The following is a 19,147-nucleotide window of genomic DNA, read 5'->3' as shown; positions in this document are numbered from 1 at the left end:
CCCACCGATGTCCCCGTTCCCCGTCCTGTTCGTCTGCCTCGGCAACATCTGCCGCTCGCCGCTGGCCGAAGGCATATTCCGCCACCTGACCGCACTTGGTGGCCAGGAGGAACGCTATCCGACCGACTCCGCCGGCACCGGCGGCTGGCACATCGGCCATGCGCCCGACCGGCGGTCGATTGAGGTCGCACGAATGAACGGCATCGACATTGCAGGCCTGCGTGCCCGACGCGTGGCTCCCGAGGACTTCAGGCGCTTTGGGCTGATCCTCGCGATGGATCACGACAATCTGCGCAACCTCGAAAAAATGGCGCCGCCGGACACGACGGCCCGGCTGGCCTCATTCTCGGCATTCGCGACAGGCACGGAAGCCGACGTCCCGGATCCCTATTACGGTGGGATCGACGGCTTTCAGGCCGTCTACACCATGCTCTTTGCCGGCTGCACGTCCCTTGTCGAGAAGCTAGAAAGCGGCTCGTGGAGCGGGAACACCTCTTCGGTGAGGTAAGGGCCGCCGCCCACCGACTCCTTGGATGACAAAAGCACGAAGCGGGTGACTGTGAACGGCGATGTATGGAAGTCGCCACGACCGGCGAGATAGTGCACCACGTCGTCGACGCGGCAGGACTTGAGCCGCGCCAGCGTCACATGAGGCATGAATTTGCGCGGATCGGACGGCAAGCCGATGCGCTGGCAGATCCGTTCGATCTCCGCCTGGAGCGCATACATTTCCGGGGTCGGTGTGACCCCGGCCCAGATCGAATGGGGTTTCTTCGAACCGAAGGACCCGATGCCCGACAGGCTGAGATTGAACTCGGGACGGTCGATGCGGTCCAGTCGATCGACGATCTCGTCGGCGGTCCGGCCGTCGACGTCTCCGATGAAACGCAGGGTGATGTGGTAGTTCTCCACATCGATCCATCGTGCTCCGGGGATACCGCCGCGCAAAAGGGAGAGGCTCAAAGCCGCGCTACGCGGAATTTCGAGGGCAGTGAATAATCTCGGCATCGCGAGCTCCCCGAATCTTTTTGCATATGCACACAGCGAATCACGCAACGCTCAGCCGTGCAAGCTAATATTTCAGCGATCCCCGATGGTTTTCACGAAGCCCCGTACAACCGGAAGCATGCGCTCCACCATCACATCGACCCCCTTCGCATTCGGATGCATTCCATCCTCCAGCTGAAGATCCGGATGCGTGACCACCCCGTCGAGCACGAAAGGATGGAAGGGCAGCGCGTATTTCGCCGCAAGCTCCGGGTAGATCGGGTTGAAGCGATCACCATAATCTCCCCCCATGTTCGGCGGCGCCAGCATGCCTAGGATCAACACAGGGATCCCGCGCGCCTTCAGCCGGTCGAGGATGGCTTCGAGGTTCTTTCGCGTTTCCTCGGGCGCTATGCCCCGCAGGGCGTCGTTGGCGCCGAGTTCGAGGATCACCCCGTCCGTTCCGTCAGGCACCGACCAGTCGACACGCGCCAGCCCACTCGTCGTCGTATCGCCAGACACGCCGGCATTGGTGATGACGACGTCAACGCCTTCCGCAATGAGCGCCTTCTGGAGCTTGACCGGCAGCGCATCGTCCGGCGGCAGCTGGTAGCCCGCCATCAGGCTGTCGCCGAAGCCGACCAGTTGCAACGGCTCGGCGGTCGCGACTGGCACGGCACCGAGAAGCCCGCCGACGATCACGGCGAAATGAAGCAGGGCTGCTTTAAATCTCATGGGGCCTTTCCTAAATTGGCGGGTGCCGCAAGTCGCGGCGCGTGAAGGTTTCTTCGCGTATCTATATAGGGCGAGGGCGCGTGAGAAAAACCATCATCGAACTGAAGAGGGCCGATCTGACGCTCGGCAATGCGGCCGCATCCGTCCACGTGCTGAAGGACATCGACCTGGAAATTGCCCAGGGCGAGGCGGTGGGCATCGTCGGTCCCTCCGGTTCGGGCAAATCGACGCTGCTGATGGTGCTTGCCGGACTGGAAAGGCTCGACAGTGGCGAAATCCATGTCAACGGCGCCCCGTTGCACCGGCTCGGCGAAGACGCGCTCGCCGATTTCCGCGGCAAGAACATCGGCATCGTCTTCCAGTCCTTCCACCTGATTGCCAACATGACGGCGCTGGAAAACGTCGCGATTCCGCTCGAACTGGCCAATGTCCGCAACCCCTTCGACATCGCCCGCAAAGAACTTGAAGCGGTGGGGCTCGGCGAGCGCCTGCGCCACTATCCCGGCCAGCTTTCGGGCGGTGAACAGCAGCGCGTCGCGATCGCCCGCGCCCTCGCCCCGTCGCCGGCCGTGCTGATCGCGGACGAGCCGACCGGCAACCTCGACAGCGAGACCGGGCGGCAGATCGCCGATCTGCTGTTCGCCCAGCAGGCAGAACGCGGCATGACGCTGGTGCTGGTCACTCATGATTTGGCACTCGCCTCCCGCTGCTCGCGCCAGGTGCGCGTCGCCTCCGGCCGGATCGCCGCAGACGCCACCGCGAGCGCGCGCCATCCGGAAAACCAGCCGGCATGAGAACCCTTCCCACCCGACTGTCGATCGCCTTTCGCATTGCCCTTCGCGAACTGCGCGGCGGCCTCAAGGGCTTCTACATCTTCCTCGCCTGCATTGCGCTCGGCACGGCGGCCATCGCCGCGGTGAACTCGGTCGCGACCGCGATCACCGGCTCGATCGCCTCGGAGGGCCGCACCCTGCTGGCCGGTGACGTGCGCTTCGAACTCACCAATCGCGAGGCGGGACCGGCCGAGCTAAGCTTCCTTGAGGGGCTCGGAAAGGTCTCGGCCTCCACCGTGCTCCGCTCGATGGCGCGTCTTCCCGACGGGGCGGACCAGTCATTGGTCGAGGTGAAGGCCGTAGACGGCGCCTACCCGCTCTACGGAACGTTCAAGGCGGAACCGGACCGGCCGCTCGTCGACCTCGTCGCACCGGACGGCCCCCGTTATGGCGCGATCGCCGCGCCGCTCCTGCTCGAACGCCTCGGCCTGGCTGTCGGTGGCGAGATCCTGATCGGCAAGGCACGCTTCATCATCACCGGCACGATCGTCAACGAGCCGGACGCGATTTCCGACGGCTTCGGCTTTGCCCCGCGCCTCCTGACGAGCCGAGACGCACTGAAGGCGAGCGGCCTTGTCGACACCGGCAGCCTAGTCGAACATGCCTACAAGATCCGCCTTGCCGACCCCGCGCCCACGGCCGAGGCGATCCGGCAGAGGGCGCAGAACGAGTTGCCGAATGCCGGATGGTCGATCCGCACGAGCGATCGTGCGGCTCCTTCGCTCACCGAGAACATCGAACGCTTCTCCCAGTTCCTGACGCTTGTCGGACTGACGGCCCTCGTCGTCGGCGGCGTGGGCGTTGCCAACGCGGTGCGCGCCTTTCTCGATTCGAAGCGCACGGTGATCGCCACCCTGAAATGCCTCGGCGCCCCGGCCTCCGTCGTGGTCATGGTTTATCTTTTCCAGATCGCCATCGTCGCCTCGATCGGCATCGTCGCGGGCCTCGTGCTCGGCGCGATCGCACCGCTGGTCGCCGCCTATTACTTGGCCGGCTTCCTGCCGATCTCGACCGAACCGACGCTTTATCCCGGAGCCCTGCTGCTGGCCGCCGTCTTCGGCATGCTGGTGACGCTTGCCTTCGCCATCCTGCCGCTCGGTCATTCACGCCAGGTTCCGGCAACAGCCCTCTTTCGCGAACAGGGTTTCGAGCCGCGCGGCCTGCCCGCCTGGCCCTATGTCGCCGCGACCGCGATTGCGCTATCTGCCCTCGCCGCTCTTGCCATCGTCACCGCCGAGGAGCGCCGAATCGCGACCATCTTCCTGGTGGCGATGGCTGCAGGCTTCCTGCTCCTGCGCCTGGTCGCGATGCTGATTGCCTACGTGGCACGACGCGTGCCGCACCCGCCATCGGCGGCTCTCAGACTGGCGATCGGCAACATCCACCGTCCAGGCGCCCTGACGCCGGCCGTCACCCTGTCGCTGGGGCTTGGCCTCAGCCTATTGGTCGCCCTCGCCCTGATTGACGGAAATCTCCGGCGCGAACTCACCGGCAACCTGCCCGAGCGCGCACCCAACTTCTTCTTCATCGATATCCAGAAGGCGGAGATCGACGGCTTCCGCGCCGTTGTAAAGGACAAGGCGCCGGAGGGCAGCCTCGTTGAAGTTCCCATGCTGCGCGGCCGGATCCTGGCCTTCAACGGCAACGACGTGACCAAGATGGACGTCCCGCCCGAAGGCCGCTGGGTGCTGCGCGGCGACCGCGGCATCACCTATTCCGAAAACGTGCCGGAGAATGCCTCGATCGTCGAAGGCAAGTGGTGGGAGCCCGGTTATGCCGGCGAACCGCTTGTTTCCTTCTCGTCGGAAGAAGCCCGCGAACTCGGCCTCAAGATCGGCGACACGGTCACCGTCAACGTGCTCGGACGCAACATCACCGCGAAGATCGCCAATTTCCGCAAGGTCGAGTGGGAGAGCCTTTCGATCAACTTCGTCATGGTCTTCTCGCCGAACACTTTTGCCGGCGCACCCCATGCCTGGCTCGCGACCCTCACCGACCCCAAAGCGACCGGCGCGGACGAAGCGGCTGTCCTCAGGGCCCTCACCCAGGCCTTTCCGACGATCACCAGTGTGCGCGTCAAGGATGCGCTTGACGTGGTGGACCGGCTCGTCGGTCAGCTGGCGACCGCCATCCGCGCCGCCGCCGCCATAGCCCTGATCGCCTCCATACTCGTCCTCTCTGGCGCGCTGGCGGCCGGCAATCGCGCCCGCACGCATGACGCGGTGGTCCTGAAGACGCTGGGTGCGACACGCTCGATGCTGATCCGCGCCTTCACCTATGAGTACTTCCTGCTCGGCGCCGCGACCGCCTGCTTTGCCTTGCTGGCCGGCGGCGCCGTCGCCTGGTACGTGCTGAGCCAGATCATGCGGCTTCCCTCCAGCTTCCTGCCCGACGTCGCGATCGCCACCATCGCGATCGCCCTCGTCACGACCATCGGCATCGGCTTGACGGGTACCTGGCGCATCCTTGGACAGAAGGCTGCCCCCGTCCTTCGCGAGCTCTGACGGCACCGGCAACGATCCACCAACGCCGGGCATCGGCCCGCCGGCCGTGATAACGGCATTTTGAGGTGTGCAGGTCTTGTCCCGCAGGCCCGGAAACCTCATATTGGAGCAAGGCATGCTGGAGCTCCGCAGCGGCGCCTGGGTATGAAACCCGACACCGTAACCATTCCGGAGCTTGAAAAGAGGAAACAATGTCTGAACTTCGCAACTACCAGAGTCGCATGGGCCAGGGTAACGCCCAGTCGGCGACGATGATCGATGAAGGCCTGCGCGCCTATATGCTGAAGGTTTACAACCTGATGGCGCTCGGCTTGGCGATCACCGGTATTGCCGCGTTCGTCACCGCACAGATGGCGATCAGCGACGGTCAGCTGACGGCATTCGGCCAGGCGATCTATCTGAGCCCGCTGAAGTGGGTTGTCATCTTCGCTCCGGTCGCCTTGGTGTTCTTCATGAGCTTCCGGATTCACTCGATGAGCGTCTCTGCCGCGCAAACGACCTTCTGGGTCTATGCCGCGCTGATGGGCCTGTCGCTTTCGTCCATCTTCATGGTCTATACGGGCGCGAGCATCGTCCAGACCTTCTTCGTGACGGCAGCGTCGTTCGGTGCCCTTTCGCTCTACGGCTACACCACGAAGCGTGACCTGTCGGCGATGGGTTCGTTCCTGATCATGGGCCTCTTCGGCCTGATCATCGCCTCGCTCGTCAACATCTTCCTGGCGTCGTCCGCGCTTGAATTCGCAATTTCCGTCATCGGCGTCCTGCTGTTCGCCGGCCTGACCGCCTATGACACGCAGAACATCAAGGAATCCTACTACGAAGCCGATGGCGCAGACGTCGCCGGCCGCAAGGCCATCATGGGCGCCCTGCAGCTCTACCTCGACTTCATCAACCTCTTCCTGTTCCTCCTGCGCTTCCTCGGAAACCGCGACTAACAGGATCCAGACCATCGCGAAGACGGTCATTCGCCTTCTTCGCGAAACGAAGAACCCGCCGGAGACGGCGGGTTTTTTGTTGAAACCTTTCTGTCGCCTCGCGGCTTCGCGGCGCCGCCGGCGCCGCCTCAGTCGATCAGTTGCTGCGTTGCCCGGGCCGCGTGGAGGGGTGCGGCCACCAGCCGGACAAACTTCGCGATATCGACCGCCGGATGGCGCGACGCATAAACCACGTCGCGGTTCTTGATCGGAAAGCGTTGCCCCGTGATGAGGCTGTCGGCGGCCGACATGTCGAACCGGTAGACGATCGGGTAACGGCCGTCCTTGTCTGGCCTGAGGCCGTTCGCCTGGAGTTCGTGGAAACGTTCCGGCGTCAACAGGTCCGCGACGATCTCCGGCTCCTCGTAGCGGAAGACGAAATAGCCCCGCGCATCGATCCGCTCATCCGCCCCGCCGCCCGCCAGCGCGATCGCCTCCAGGAGGTTGACGTCGTTCGAACCAAAGGGGATCCGGTCGTTCTTCCACACCTCGCCGAGGGCGGTGAAAGTCCGCGGATCATGGGTGACGAAGACCTGGTCCTTCGGCTCGACATGGATATTTTCCGACGGGTTCTCGACGATCGACTGCAAAAGGACGGTGCCGGTTCTGCGACCACGGGCCAGCGTGACATAGGATTCATAGGGTGCCTTCGTCGGGCCGCCGGCCATGGCGATCACTTCCATGATCGTTTCACCGGAGAGGCCGAGCGAAACCATCGAAGGTTTGCCGACTGCACCCGACACCGTGACGTTCCGTGATGATGTTGCCGCGCTGCTGACGATGACGTCCGGCTCGACCGCCTTGTTCACCAGCTCGGCCAGTATGGCCTGCCGAGCCTGTTCGAGTGTTCGGCCGGCGAAGCGGACCTGCCCCACATAAGGGACCGCGGCCTTGCCATCCGGCTGAACCGTCACCTCGATCTCGGTCTTTTTGGAATCCTGCGTCGAGAAGAGCCCGTCCGATCCCGCCTCGAAGATCGTCACGACGAGCCGGTCGCCGATCCCGATCACGGCACTACGAACCGCACCGCCGATGCCGAAACGCCGCTGGAGCATGCCGATCGAAAAATCGGAGACGGTTCGCGCCGTCTTCGCATCGACGTCGACAATCTCGAAGACCGTTCGATGGCCGCGCTCGGCCTCCTCCGCCGGCCTGCCGGCCCGGTCATTGATATCTGACGCGAGGGGACCTGCTCCAGGAACCGCCTTGCAACCAACGACAAAAATGCACAAGGCGACGGTGACAAAGCGTTTCAAATCCGTATTCCCCAACACAACCGGATTTAAAATAATTCCCCTATAAGTTTTGTAGCACGAAACAACACGCAACATCCAGAGGTAGAATTTTCACCAAATGGAGTACTCAGCCGCGAAAGGCGTCTCGAAGAACTCGATCGTGGCGGAACCACCGCATGCCCCGCATAGCGGTTCGCCATCCGCCGTCCAATCATGAAAAAAGCCCCCGATCTTTCGACCGGAGGCTTTCTAAGAACCACCAATGCGGAAGGACGCTTACGCGGCCTCTTCCTGGGTGTCGTCTTCCTCGATGCCCTTGCCGCGCTTCGGGCCCTTGGCCAGATTGACCTCCACCAGGCGAACAGCCTCGGTTTCGGACATCTTGTTCACGGCAGCGATTTCGCGCGCCATGCGATCGAGGGCGGCTTCATAAAGCTGACGCTCGGAATAGGACTGCTCAGGCTGGTTTTCTGCACGATACAGGTCGCGAACGACTTCCGCGATCGAGATCAGATCGCCGGAATTGATCTTCGCATCATACTCCTGCGCACGGCGCGACCACATGGTGCGCTTCACGCGTGCCTTGCCCTGGACGACCTTGAGGGCGCGTTCGACGAAATCCGTTTCGGAGAGCTTGCGCATGCCGATGCTGACGGCCTTGCCGACCGGCACCTTGAGACGCATCTTGTCCTTCTCGAAGTCGATCACGAAAAGCTCGAGCTTCATGCCGGCGACTTCTTGCTCTTCGATTGCCGTGATGATACCGACACCATGTGCCGGGTAAACGATCGACTCGCCGGTCTTGAAGCCCTGGCGCGTCGGGGATTTTTTCTGCTGGGTCGTCATTCGTTTCAAAAACTCCCTGTTATGCTCCCGGCATCACGCCGGTGCCGGGTCGGTCAGGCCCGGATGAGACGGGGGAAACCGTCGGGTCACTCCATGCTGGTCCGGCCCGCCACGCAAAACATCCCTATCGTCGCAACAGCAACGCGACAGACGAAGTCGCAGTGCCACGGTAACAGCGTTGAACGATGAGTTTGCTTTCGTGATGGTTCAGGGCACACCAAATGCCGCGAAGTGGAACAGTCTTGTGACCCTATCACAAAAATCTGAGGAAATCAATATTTTACTGCTGCGGCGCCACAAAGGGGCTTGTCACGCCCCAATGAGGCGTGATTCGAGATGATTCAGGCCAGACGGTGGCCGCGGCCACGCCGCGGCAGCCCGATGACGCTCAATCGCCGGAACCCGGCTTCGTGGAAAAGTACAATTCGTACTTGCCTTCGACGCCGTCCATTTCCTTGGCTTCCGGCAGCGGATCCCGCTTGACCGTGATGTTCGGCCAGATCTTCGCATATTCTGTATTGATCTGCAGCCATTTGTCGAGGCCCGGCTCAGTATCCGGCTTGATCGCCTCGGCCGGACATTCCGGTTCGCAGACGCCACAATCGATGCATTCGTCGGGATGGATGACGAGGAAATTCTCGCCTTCGTAGAAACAATCGACCGGGCAGACCTCGACGCAATCGGTGTACTTGCAGCGGATACAGTTGTCGGTGACTATATAAGTCATGCGGGCACTCCAGGATCTCGTTTCGGCGCAGGCGACGTTCGAGCCTGCCTCGCGGGCGAATGGTCAGGACCACAAACCGAGTGATTGATGGACCGACGCGAGGTGCGGCTGGACAGGGACGTCAGCTACTGTGTTATCCGGCCTATAGCAAGGATAAACGATCCTGAAAATAGCCGAGAATGCCGAGAGTTTTTCTAATCGTCCGACCATGGTTCGCCGGGCTGGAGGCGATCAATGGCACGACGCTCCTTCTTCGTCGGCCTCCCCGCACCGGGCAGGCGCGTCGCCTGCTCGAGAGGTCCGAAGCGCTCCGCCTCGCTCGGCGGAGGCGTCAGGTCTTCATAGAGGAGCCGCGCCTCTTCATACGGCCCGCGCCGCTCGCCGGCATTTGTGACCACGAGAATGAGGTCACGCCGCTCAAGGGCGACCTCCAGACGGTCGCCTGGACCGACAAGATGGCTGGGTTGGCGGACAACTTGGCCGTTGACCCGCACGTGACCGGCGGAAACGCGTTCCTGGGCCAGCGTGCGCGTTTTCAGGATGCGCGCGAAGAAGAGCCACTTGTCGATACGCTGGCGCGAACCGCTTTGTGGCTTCTTCCCGTCCATCTCACTTCTTCATCTGTTCCTTGAGCGCAGCGAGCTTGGCGAAGGGCGAATCCGGATCGACCGGCTTCTCCTTGCGCGGCGGCTTAGCCTCGAAGCGCGCGGGCTGCGACTTTGCGTCGCGGTCCGGACGCGGACCGCGATCCTTGCGATCACCACGCTCCTGACGGTCGCCCTTCTGGCCGAACCCGCCACGTCCGCTGTCCCGGTCGCGTCCCTTGCCGCCTTCGCCGTCACGACGGCGCTCATCGCGCCGACCCTCGGCCTGGCCTTCGGTCGCACCGCGGTTCGGGCCGCGATTGCCGCCATGGCGCTGACGGTCTCCCGCCGGGCGCGCACCACGCTGGTTGTCGCTGCGGCCACCGGGGCGCCACAGGAGGACCGGCTTCGGCTCGGCGGGAACGGCAGCTTCCTCCGCGGAAGCCGCTTCGACGGCAGCAGCATCGGCAACCGCTTCGACAACCGGCTGAGCGGCTTCAGTCGCCTCTTCGGTGCCTGCATCGACGTCCGCATGCTCAGCAGCCGCGTCGGCATCCTCGTCCGGCTTTTCTTCACCCGGCACGACGGAAGATGCCGTCTGCGACGCAAGAAACGCTTCGGCCTCTTCGGCCGTTACGCTGTCTGCGCGGTAACCGAGGCCCTTCAGGATTTCTTCCATGTCGTCCGGCGTGGCGCCGAGGATCGACAGCATGGCGGTGGTGGTGGTGAAGCGACGGCCGTCATAGGCACCGTCCGGCCGCGTCGTCGCACCCGGCTTCCACTGCAGCAGCGGACGGATAAGGTCCGCAAGGCGCTCGAGGATGTCGATGCGCACCGCACGCTTGCCGAGGAAACGGAACCCCGCCAGTTTGTAGAACATGCGCTCGTAGCCCGCATCGGTGACCACGGAGGTACGACCGGCGGCAAGAACCGGGATCAGGTCCCCGTAACCCGCCTTGTCGAGGCCGTCGTTCTTCAGCGCCCAGAGGAGCGTGATGAGCTCGGCCGGCGCCGGCTTCAAGAGCGCCGGCATGAAGATGTGGTAGGCACCGAAGCGCACGCCATAGCGGCGCATCGAGGCGCGCGCGTCCTGGTCGAGCGACTTCACGTCGTCGGAGACATCGCGACGGAAGAGTACACCGAGGTTCTCGACAAGCTGGAACGCCAGGCCCTTGGCGAGACCCTGGAGGTCTTCGGCGCGCGAAAGATCATCAAGCGGCTTCAGGACCGTCGAGATGTGGTGATTCACGAAGCGTTCGATACGAGCGACGACATGATCGCGCGCATTGCCGGTCAGCTGTTCGTCAGCCAGCAGGATGACGCGCGGATGCAGCATGTGATCGCTGCCCGTGAGGCGTGCGACGGGATCGCCGAGCCAGCGCACCAGACCGTCTGCGCTGATGGCAAGGTCGTTGTTGCCCGAAGCGTGCAGACGTGCCGCCCGCGCCTCGAACTCCAGCGCGAGCGCCTTGTGCGCAGCTGCCTCAACGGCCTTGGCATCGGGACCCTCCGTACCGGATATGGGCGTGAACCGGAAACCGGCGAGTTGTCCCATGGGATGTCCTTCCACGAAGACATCGCCGTTCACACTGATTTCAGCTTCCAACATCGCATTCTCTCTCAAGCGCTTCATGAGCACAGATGTCCTGCGATCAACAAAGCGTTTCGTCAACCTATCATGTAGCGCATCGGACAATCGGTCTTCGATTTCCCGCGTCTTTTCTTGCCAGTGTGTCGGATCGGCAAGCCAACCTGGCCGGTTCGATACATAAGTCCATGTGCGGATTTGGGCAATCCGTGCCGACAAGGTATCGATTTCGCCGTCGGTCCGGTCGGCACGGCGAACCTGCTCGGCCATGAAGTCTTCGTTGACCGCACCATGGCGGACGAGGTCGAAGAACAGGCTCTGGATCAGGTCCGCATGCTGGGCCGGCGTGATGCGCCGATAGTCGGGAAGCGCACAGGCTTCCCACAGCTTCTCGACTCTTTCCGGTGTATTCGCCAGATCGGTCACTTCGGGATAGCGCGCCAGGAAATCGAGCGCCTGCTGGTCGATGGCCGGCAAGGCGCGGGTCAGCCCCTCGACGCGCGGCGCGGCCTCGAGACTGCGCTGCAGCGCGCCGATCGACGAGAAATCGAATTTCGCCGTTCGCCATTGCAGAACTTTGACGGTATCGAACTGATGGCTTTCCAGCCGCTCGACCAGCTCGTTGTCGAAAGGATCGACCCGGCCGGTGACGCCGAAGGTTCCGTCCTTCAGGTGACGCCCGGCACGGCCGGCGACCTGTCCGAGCTCCCCGGGGTTGAGGTTGCGGAACTGATAGCCGTCGAACTTGCGGTCCTGGGCGAAGGCCACGTGATCGACATCGAGGTTGAGGCCCATGCCGATCGCATCGGTCGCCACCAGATACTCGACATCGCCCGCCTGATAGAGGCCGACCTGCGCGTTGCGGGTCCGCGGGCTGAGCGCGCCCAGAACCACGGCAGCACCACCCCGCTGGCGACGGATCAGTTCGGCAATCGCATAGACCTCGTCCGCGGAAAAGGCGACGATCGCCGTTCTCTGGGGCAACCGGGTAATCTTCTTCTGGCCCGCGTAGAACAGCTGCGACAGCCGTGGACGCTCCACGATCGTGATTCCGGGAAGAACCTGTTGCAGGATCGGCTTCATGGTTGCCGAGCCGAGCAGCAACGTCTCATCGCGGCCACGCAGGTGAAGCAGGCGATCCGTGAAGATATGGCCCCGCTCGAGGTCTCCGGCAAGCTGGATCTCGTCGATCGCCACGAAGGCCGCCTTCGTCTCTCGCGGCATGGCCTCCACCGTGCAGACGGAAAAGCGCGCGCCGGCAGGAGCGATCTTCTCCTCGCCGGTAACGAGCGCCACCTGTGACGCCCCCACCCGTTCCACGACCCGCTGATAGACCTCGCGTGCAAGCAGGCGAAGCGGCAGGCCAATGATCCCGGAGCCATGCGCGACCATGCGCTCGATGGCGAAATGGGTCTTACCCGTATTGGTCGGCCCCAGCACAGCAGTGACACCGCGGCCGCTCAGGATCATGGGTTGCGAATTCAATTACCGCTCCGCGCTGCAACGGACCGTCGATCAAGAAGGGCGACCGGCGATCTCGCCCCACACATGGCGACGATTGCCGCCAAAGGCAAGCCACTCGGGCATTACGGAGCGTATTCGACGGCTACAGACCCCAGGTTTCAGCGGAAAAGATGCCGGAATACTGGTCCCGTCGGACCGTGGAACAGTTTGCGAACGAATCGGCGACGAATCGCTGACTCCTCGTGATTCAGGATTTGTTCACGGCTACATGTCGACGCGAAACACGGAGTCGGCCACAAAATGCTGAATCGGATCAACGGCTTGTCGAGATGATTCCGAGATGTGGCAAAAACGGTTCGGACAAGGGGAACAGAAAGCCTTCACGGCGCGTTGTCCGGGCCGAGGTTGACCAAGATGACACTCCCGCCGCCACCTGCAGAATGGATCAGCAACAAGCCTGGACGGAACTTCGTTCTGATCCACGGCATGGTCATGGCACCCGCGTTCTGGAAGGTCTTTGCCCCGGAAATCACCCGCGAGGGCAGAGCCGTAGCCTATCCCCTTCCCGGGCATCATCCGTGGAACCTGCCGGTTCCAGGAGCGGTCATCTCGCCGGAAGCGGTCGTGGATGCGATGGCAGACGCAATTGGCCGAGATTTTGGCGGCGAGCAAGTCGACCTGATCGGTCATTCGACCGGCGGATTTCTCTCCCTCCTTCTTGCCGTCCGCCGCCCGGATCTCGTGCGCTCGGTCGTCCTCCTCGGTGGCTTCGCCTGCGGCCGCTTCGAGGGGAAGGAGCGATTTGCGGCCCGTTTACTCCGGATCCCGCGGGTTGGCCCTTATGTGTTCCGCCATTTCTTCAAGCGTTGGATCTCGACGAGCGAACAGTTTCGCTGGGGCTCGATAGAATGCGTCTACGACAAGTCCTGCCCCTGGGAGGATGATCGCGCCGCCGCCGCGATGGAAATGGTCCGCGGTCACCTCCTGCAGACACGGCCGGAGGACGTTGCGGCCTGCGTGCAATTCATGTCGGGCACCTCGATCCTCGCCGACCTGCCGAAGATCTCGATCCCGGTCCTTAACCTGATCGGCGTTCATGACGCGATCGTGCCTCCCTCCCACCAGTTGCGCCTGTCGAAGTTGCTGCCCAGGGCACAGACCGTGCTGTTCGGAGATTGCGGTCATCTTGTCATGGTCGAACAGAGGCACCGAATGAACAAGATCATCGGCAGCTTCATCGACCCGTCTGCGACATCGGCCGCAGCCCTGATTGACCGCTGGTCTCGTTACTTCGAGCCTCTTCTCTCAGGAGAAGACATCGACCTCGGAACAATGAGCCTGGCATCGATGGAACAAACCTCGGCGCCCGACGTTGAGGCATCACGCAAACCGGAATTCGAATTTACCAATCGAGAGGGCCACCATGTTGAGTACAATTCTCATCGTCATCGTCATCCTGTTGCTGATCGGCGCCCTGCCCAATTGGGGCTATAGCCGAAACTGGGGCTATGGACCGTCCGGCGGCCTCGGGCTTGTCGTGCTTATTCTTGTCATCCTGCTGCTCATGGGCCGGATCTGAGCGTAGTCGAAACCGAAGAGGAAAAACGACGATGAAAAAGACACTTCTTGCACTTGCCCTCATCGCTCCGCTGGCATCGTGCACGGCGACCGAACGAGGTGCCTCCATCGGTGCCGCCTCCGGCGCCGTGATCGGTGGTGTGGCCACCAATTCGGTCGGCGGCGCTGCCGTCGGGGCCGTTGTCGGCGGAGCCGCAGGCGCCCTGATTGGCCAGTCACAGGAACGGTCCGGCTACTGCGTCTATCGCGACCGCTACGGACGCACCTATGAGGCACGCTGCCGCTGAACACGCCGCAGCGATGCTCCCAGAAGGCCGCCGGATGCCCCCACCGGCGGCCTTTTGACGTTCGGCAAAGTGCCTTGCCGTTAACCCCTCGATCAAAGCCGGAACGAATCGGCGACGAATCGGTTACGGCCAATGTTTCCCGTTTTGTTCATCACCATATATTGTGGAATAACAATCTGTTAACCATAGGAAACCGTGGATATTAGGATTTCGGGCACTCAAGGCCCGCACGAATGTTAACCTTCGCCATGGCGGCATGAAAAAAGGCCGGCCCCGAAGGACCGGCCTTTGATGACCTCGCGTCCGCCTGCGAAAGTCACACGAAGAACTGGCCACCATTCGCAGAGATCGTCGAACCGGTGATGAAGCCGGCATCGTCCGAGGCGAGGAAAACCACGATGCGAGCGATCTCTTCCGGTTCGCCGAGACGCCCTACTGGGATCTGGGGAATGATCCGCTCGTTCAACACCTTTTCGGGGATCGCCCGCACCATCTCGGTACCGATATAGCCCGGGCAGACGGCATTGACCGTGATGCCCTTGGCCGCACCTTCCTGGGCAAGCGCCTTGGTGATGCCGAGATCGCCGGCCTTGGCTGCAGAATAGTTCGCCTGACCCATCTGGCCTTTCTGGCCGTTGATCGACGATATGGTGATCACGCGACCGAAGTTGCGGTCGCGCATCCCGGACCATACCGGATGGGTCATGTTGAACACCCCGGTAAGATTGGTGTTGATGACCTCGTTCCATTGTTCGGGCGTCATCTTGTGGAACATCGCATCCCGGGTAATGCCCGCATTGTTGACCAGCACCTCGACCGGGCCGATCTCCGCCTCCACCTTGGCAATGCCGCTTGCGCAGGCCTGGTAGTCGGACACATCCCACTTGAAGACGGGAATGCCCGTCTCGGCCTCGAAGGCCTTCGCCTTTTCGTCATTGCCGGCGTAGTTCGCCGCGACCCGATAGCCCGCGGCTTTCAACGCGGTCGAGATCGCCGCTCCGATGCCCCGGGTTCCTCCCGTTACCAATGCCACTCTGCTCATGTCCTGATCTCCCCTCAGTGTAAACTTTCTCCGCCCACCGGCTCTTCTGACGGAGCCGTTGGTAGTGCAGTTTTATGACATGCAGTTCAGCCTCGGACGCGGTGGCACTGCCACCGCCCTCCTCCGGACCGTCTTTTCCCGTTCAGAGCGCCTCGAGGCACATGGCAATGCCCATGCCGCCGCCGATGCAGAGGGTCGCAAGACCCTTCTTTGCGCCGCGGCGCTTCATTTCGAACACCAGCGTGTTGAGGATGCGGGCGCCGGAGGCGCCGATCGGGTGACCGATGGCGATCGCACCGCCATTGACGTTGACGATCGACGTGTCCCAGCCGAGATCCTTGTTGACCGCGCAGGCCTGGGCCGCGAAGGCTTCGTTGGCCTCGACCAGGTCGAGATCGGAAATCTTCCAGCCGGCCTTTTCCAGGGCCTTGCGAGAGGCCGGGATCGGCCCGGTACCCATGATCTGCGGATCGACGCCGGCCGTGGCCCAGGAGGCAATGCGAACGAGCGGAGTGATACCGCGGCGCGACGCCTCGGCCTCGCTCATCAACAGCGCTGCGGCCGCACCGTCGTTGATGCCCGACGCGTTACCGGCAGTGACCGTGCCTTCCTTGTCGAAGGCCGCACGAAGCTTGGTCATGCTGTCGAGCGTTGCGCCGATGCGGATGTATTCGTCGGCGTCGATCGTGACATCGCCCTTTCGACCCGGCACGACGACCGGAACGATCTCGTCCTTGAACCGGCCAGCAACCTGTGCCGCCTCCGCCTTGTTCTGCGACGCCAGCGCGAACGCATCCTGTTCGTCGCGGGTGAGCTGGAACTGACGCGCAACGTTCTCGGCGGTGACGCCCATGTGATAACCGTAGAAGGCGTCGGTCAGGCCGTCCTTGATCATCGTGTCGACCATCTTCAGGTCGCCCATCTTCGTACCCGCCCGCAAGTGCGCACAATGCGGGGCCATCGACATCGACTCCTGGCCGCCCGAGACGATGATCTTTGCATCGCCGGTGGCGATCTGCTGCATGCCGAGCGCGACCGCGCGCAGCCCCGAGCCGCAAAGCTGGTTCATGCCCCAGGCGGTTGCTTCCTGCGGAATGCCGGCCTTCATCGCGGCCTGGCGCGCCGGATTCTGTCCGGCGCCGGCGGAAAGCACCTGGCCGAGGATGACTTCATCCACTTCCTTGGCGTCGACGCCGGCCCGCGACAGCACGCCCTTGATGGCCGTTGCCCCGAGATCATGAGCCGGCACATTGGCGAAGGCACCGTTGAAGGACCCCACCGCAGTACGGGCCGCGCTGGCGATGACGATGGATGAACTGCTCATGGAGGTCTCCTCGGATATTTTTCGCTTTGGTGATGAAACTGGCAAAGCTTTCCCTCCGAGTCAAACACGAAGAGCGACTGATGTTTCGTTCCTTAGTTGCATCTTCTTGAGTTTCGTCAAATGCGGGTACCGCATTGCACAAAGAGATTGTCACCAGCCTTCTTTTGCGTTTACACTCACTGCGGGAAGAGCAAAAATCCACAAAAACAACGGGGTTAGGAGACAAAAATGGCCAAAGCCGATGGCGAGATCGTCATAAAGAAATATGCCAATCGACGCCTCTACAATACGGGCACCAGCACCTACGTAACGCTGGAAGACCTGGCCAAGATGGTCAAGAAGGGTGAGGAGTTCACGGTCCAGGACGCGAAGTCGGGAGAAGACATCACCCATTCCGTATTGACCCAGATTATTTTCGAGCAGGAGTCGAAGACCGGCAACACGCTGCTGCCGATTTCCTTCCTCCGCCAGCTGATCAGTTATTATGGCGACCAGATGCAGATGGTCGTGCCGAGCTTCCTCGAACATTCGATGAAGGCCTTCACCGAACAGCAGGTCCAGATGCGCGAGCAGATGACCAAGGCCTTCGGGGACACGCCACTGAGCAAGAACCTGCAGATGCCGATCCAGCTGATGGAGGAACAGGTCAAGCGCAACACCGATATGTTCCACCAGGCCATGCAGATGTTCTCGCCCTTCCTCGGCGCCCAGCCGGCCAAGGAAAGCAAGAAGGCCGAAGCCAAGGACATCGACGAGCTGAAGGAGCAGCTGCGCACGCTGCAGAGCAAGCTCGACAATCTTTGAGATCGCCGTCAACGCATCCCGTCGCACGACCATGACAGGCAGGGGAAACCCTGCCTTTTTTTCACATCTGCAGATCAGAGCCCGACTAGGCTCAGAGACCGATCGAAACGTCGCGCCCGGCCGATCGTATCGAGACAGCAAAACCACCGATCACATCGATCAACGCGATCGTCATCAGGATGAAGAAGGTCTGCGTGGCAGCCCCCTTGACCAGCAGGAACTCGACAAGGAAGGCGATGAACACCAGCATCGACAGCATGTGGTTCAGCAAGGAACCGGAGCTGTTGCGGGTCGCCTTGAGGATTTCGACGAACAGAACCGCCAGCGCGGCAAGAATGAGCGCATCGCCGACCGACAGCGTCCAGACGGCACCGGACAACATCGACTGCGCCATGAGCTGGTCGGAAAGGACTGCGACGCCCCCGCCGCCGAAGGCACCGATCATGGCGAGGTTGTAGAGAACCAGTGGCACGATCATCAACGGAATGGCAGCAAGCATGGACATGTCCTCGATCGACGGAGCGTGGGGGGACGCCTACCGTTGGGCAAGCGGTCGAGGTCGCGATTTAATTCAAATACCTTGAAAAAATAAAGGCCGGCAAAATGCCGGCCTTAAAAAAGTCATCCGAAAATTCGGATGTTATGCGTTTTCCTTGACGGTCAGAACCTGACGGCCGCGGTACATACCGGTCTTGAGGTCGATATGGTGCGGACGGCGCAGTTCGCCGGAATTCTTGTCTTCGACGTAGGTCGGAGCCTTCAGCGCGTCAGCAGAACGGCGCATACCGCGCTTGGACGGGCTTGTTTTTCTTTTCGGTACAGCCATTTAACTTACTCCACATGACGGGCAAAACAGGTTTCCGCGGCCGGATGAGGCCGAACAGTACCTGTCTCGATCTCGGAATTTGGCGCGCTTATACATGCCCTGCAGGGCTTTGACCAGTCCCTGAGTCATTTTTTTCCGACCCGGCCGGGCGCATCGCCGCTCAGGCCTCATCCTCCGGCACGATCCAGGTTTCGGCGAGTGCGGCTTCGCGCCAGGCGATCCATGCAGGATGGGCCTCGATCGCCGCCATGTAATCGAGCGTATCATTGGACTTCGCCAGATCATAGACCCTGAAACGGTTGACCACCGGCGCGAACATCGCGTCTGCCGCGGAGAAGGCGCCGAACAGGAACGGCCCTCCCGAACGCTTGCGCATGTCGCGCCAGATGGTTTCGATGCGGGCGACGTCGTCCGTCACCCCGTCGGGCAACTCGATCGAGCGGACCTCCCGCCGGATGTTCATCGGGCAGGCGCCGCGCAGAGCGCGGAAACCCGAGAGCATTTCCATCGAGATCGACCGCGCCATGGCCCGGTCGCCGATGTCTTCCGGCCACAGGCCGGCCTCCGGAAACAACTCCGCCGCGTATTCGATGATCGCCAGCGATTCCCAGACCCTCAAGCCGCCGTGATGAAGCACCGGCACGCGGCCAGTCGGCGAAATCTCCCGGAATTTTGGATTGCCCGCATCGAAATCGAAGGGAATGAGCCTTTCCTCGAAGGGGATGTTGCAGCCGGTCAGCGCCACCCAAGGGCGGAATGACCACGAGGAGTAATTCTTGTTGCCGATATAGAGAATGAAAGGTTCCACC

The 19,147-nt window shown here is 62.2% G+C and carries 20 protein-coding genes; 8 read left to right on the top strand and 12 right to left on the bottom strand.

Translation table 11 applies throughout. The annotated features are described in order from the left end of the window. Positions 1–7 precede the first annotated feature (7 nt). A complete protein-coding gene (locus tag HHL25_RS16680) occupies positions 8–508 on the top strand; it encodes a low molecular weight protein-tyrosine-phosphatase (protein ID WP_169593650.1) in 501 nt (166 codons plus the stop codon). On the opposite strand, the gene thpR is transcribed toward HHL25_RS16680, so the two are convergent. After that, the gene (gene thpR, locus HHL25_RS16675; RefSeq protein WP_169593648.1) at positions 421–1,008 is read right to left on the bottom strand and encodes an RNA 2',3'-cyclic phosphodiesterase; all 588 of its coding nucleotides are present in this window, start codon (positions 1,006–1,008) and stop codon (positions 421–423) included. The genes HHL25_RS16680 and thpR overlap by 88 nt on opposite strands. Before the next feature lie 72 nt (positions 1,009–1,080). After that, on the bottom strand, positions 1,081–1,722 hold the full coding sequence (locus HHL25_RS16670) for an arylesterase (protein WP_169593645.1): 642 nt from the start codon (positions 1,720–1,722) through the stop codon (positions 1,081–1,083). Positions 1,723–1,802: 80 nt separating this feature from the next. On the opposite strand from HHL25_RS16670, the gene HHL25_RS16665 reads away from it, so the two are divergent. The 3 genes from HHL25_RS16665 to HHL25_RS16655 all read left to right on the top strand — a co-directional run bounded on the left by HHL25_RS16665 (position 1,803) and on the right by HHL25_RS16655 (position 5,994). Beyond that, the gene (locus tag HHL25_RS16665; RefSeq protein WP_169593643.1) at positions 1,803–2,516 is read left to right on the top strand and encodes an ABC transporter ATP-binding protein; all 714 of its coding nucleotides are present in this window, start codon (positions 1,803–1,805) and stop codon (positions 2,514–2,516) included. Continuing rightward, positions 2,513–5,059, top strand: coding sequence for an ABC transporter permease (locus HHL25_RS16660; RefSeq protein WP_169593640.1), 2,547 nt, complete (start codon positions 2,513–2,515; stop codon positions 5,057–5,059). Before HHL25_RS16665 ends, HHL25_RS16660 begins: the two co-directional genes overlap by 4 nt. 191 nt (positions 5,060–5,250) lie before the next feature. After that, positions 5,251–5,994: a Bax inhibitor-1/YccA family protein gene (locus tag HHL25_RS16655; protein ID WP_169593638.1), complete on the top strand. Its 744-nt coding sequence runs from the start codon at positions 5,251–5,253 to the stop codon at positions 5,992–5,994. A 128-nt stretch (positions 5,995–6,122) separates the two neighbouring features. Here the strand turns inward: HHL25_RS16655 and HHL25_RS16650 are convergent, their stop codons facing one another. From HHL25_RS16650 to HHL25_RS16630, 5 genes are all read right to left on the bottom strand, one after another. After that, positions 6,123–7,289, bottom strand: coding sequence for a polysaccharide biosynthesis/export family protein (locus HHL25_RS16650; protein WP_169593636.1), 1,167 nt, complete (start codon positions 7,287–7,289; stop codon positions 6,123–6,125). A 255-nt stretch (positions 7,290–7,544) separates the two neighbouring features. Then, complete coding sequence (locus HHL25_RS16645) at positions 7,545–8,114, bottom strand: CarD family transcriptional regulator (RefSeq protein ID WP_169593634.1); 570 nt, start codon at positions 8,112–8,114, stop codon at positions 7,545–7,547. Between the two features lie 388 nt (positions 8,115–8,502). After that, entirely contained in the window at positions 8,503–8,841 is a 339-nt protein-coding gene (gene fdxA, locus HHL25_RS16640; RefSeq protein WP_169593632.1) for a ferredoxin FdxA, read from the bottom strand. Positions 8,842–9,035: 194 nt separating this feature from the next. Beyond that, positions 9,036–9,449: an RNA-binding S4 domain-containing protein gene (locus HHL25_RS16635; protein ID WP_169593630.1), complete on the bottom strand. Its 414-nt coding sequence runs from the start codon at positions 9,447–9,449 to the stop codon at positions 9,036–9,038. Between the two features lies 1 nt (position 9,450). Then, complete coding sequence (locus HHL25_RS16630; protein WP_169594040.1) at positions 9,451–12,483, bottom strand: helicase-related protein; 3,033 nt, start codon at positions 12,481–12,483, stop codon at positions 9,451–9,453. A 408-nt stretch (positions 12,484–12,891) separates the two neighbouring features. On the opposite strand from HHL25_RS16630, the gene HHL25_RS16625 reads away from it, so the two are divergent. Genes HHL25_RS16625 through HHL25_RS16615 form a run of 3 tightly spaced genes read left to right on the top strand, consistent with a single transcriptional unit; the run spans position 12,892 to position 14,342 of the window. Next, positions 12,892–13,971, top strand: a complete 1,080-nt coding sequence (locus HHL25_RS16625; RefSeq protein ID WP_169593628.1) for an alpha/beta fold hydrolase — start codon at positions 12,892–12,894, stop codon at positions 13,969–13,971. Next, complete coding sequence (locus HHL25_RS16620; protein WP_115670414.1) at positions 13,901–14,056, top strand: DUF3309 family protein; 156 nt, start codon at positions 13,901–13,903, stop codon at positions 14,054–14,056. Before HHL25_RS16625 ends, HHL25_RS16620 begins: the two co-directional genes overlap by 71 nt. A gap of 31 nt (positions 14,057–14,087) precedes the next feature. Then, the gene (locus tag HHL25_RS16615; protein ID WP_169593626.1) at positions 14,088–14,342 is read left to right on the top strand and encodes a glycine zipper domain-containing protein; all 255 of its coding nucleotides are present in this window, start codon (positions 14,088–14,090) and stop codon (positions 14,340–14,342) included. A 316-nt stretch (positions 14,343–14,658) separates the two neighbouring features. Here the strand turns inward: HHL25_RS16615 and phbB are convergent, their stop codons facing one another. Together phbB and HHL25_RS16605 are read right to left on the bottom strand one after the other, a co-directional pair. Further along, complete coding sequence (gene phbB / locus HHL25_RS16610) at positions 14,659–15,384, bottom strand: beta-ketoacyl-ACP reductase (RefSeq protein WP_169593624.1); 726 nt, start codon at positions 15,382–15,384, stop codon at positions 14,659–14,661. 142 nt (positions 15,385–15,526) lie between these two features. Then, positions 15,527–16,708: an acetyl-CoA C-acetyltransferase gene (locus tag HHL25_RS16605; protein ID WP_169593622.1), complete on the bottom strand. Its 1,182-nt coding sequence runs from the start codon at positions 16,706–16,708 to the stop codon at positions 15,527–15,529. Between the two features lie 228 nt (positions 16,709–16,936). On the opposite strand from HHL25_RS16605, the gene phaR reads away from it, so the two are divergent. Continuing rightward, positions 16,937–17,512 carry a polyhydroxyalkanoate synthesis repressor PhaR gene (gene phaR / locus HHL25_RS16600; protein WP_169593620.1) on the top strand — a complete coding sequence of 192 codons (576 nt, stop codon included), beginning with the start codon at positions 16,937–16,939 and terminating at the stop codon, positions 17,510–17,512. Between the two features lie 91 nt (positions 17,513–17,603). Here the strand turns inward: phaR and HHL25_RS16595 are convergent, their stop codons facing one another. From HHL25_RS16595 to HHL25_RS16585, 3 genes are all read right to left on the bottom strand, one after another. Beyond that, entirely contained in the window at positions 17,604–18,011 is a 408-nt protein-coding gene (locus tag HHL25_RS16595; RefSeq protein WP_169593618.1) for a hypothetical protein, read from the bottom strand. Positions 18,012–18,152: 141 nt separating this feature from the next. Next, positions 18,153–18,338, bottom strand: coding sequence for a 50S ribosomal protein L32 (gene rpmF, locus HHL25_RS16590; RefSeq protein ID WP_169593616.1), 186 nt, complete (start codon positions 18,336–18,338; stop codon positions 18,153–18,155). A 160-nt stretch (positions 18,339–18,498) separates the two neighbouring features. Next, entirely contained in the window at positions 18,499–19,146 is a 648-nt protein-coding gene (locus tag HHL25_RS16585; protein ID WP_169593614.1) for a glutathione S-transferase family protein, read from the bottom strand. Position 19,147 lies beyond the last annotated feature (1 nt).

Origin of the sequence: Rhizobium terricola (genome assembly GCF_012927355.1) — a bacterium.
GTDB lineage: Bacteria > Pseudomonadota > Alphaproteobacteria > Rhizobiales > Rhizobiaceae > Allorhizobium > Allorhizobium terricola.
This window is presented reverse-complemented; position numbering and strand designations above follow the sequence as displayed.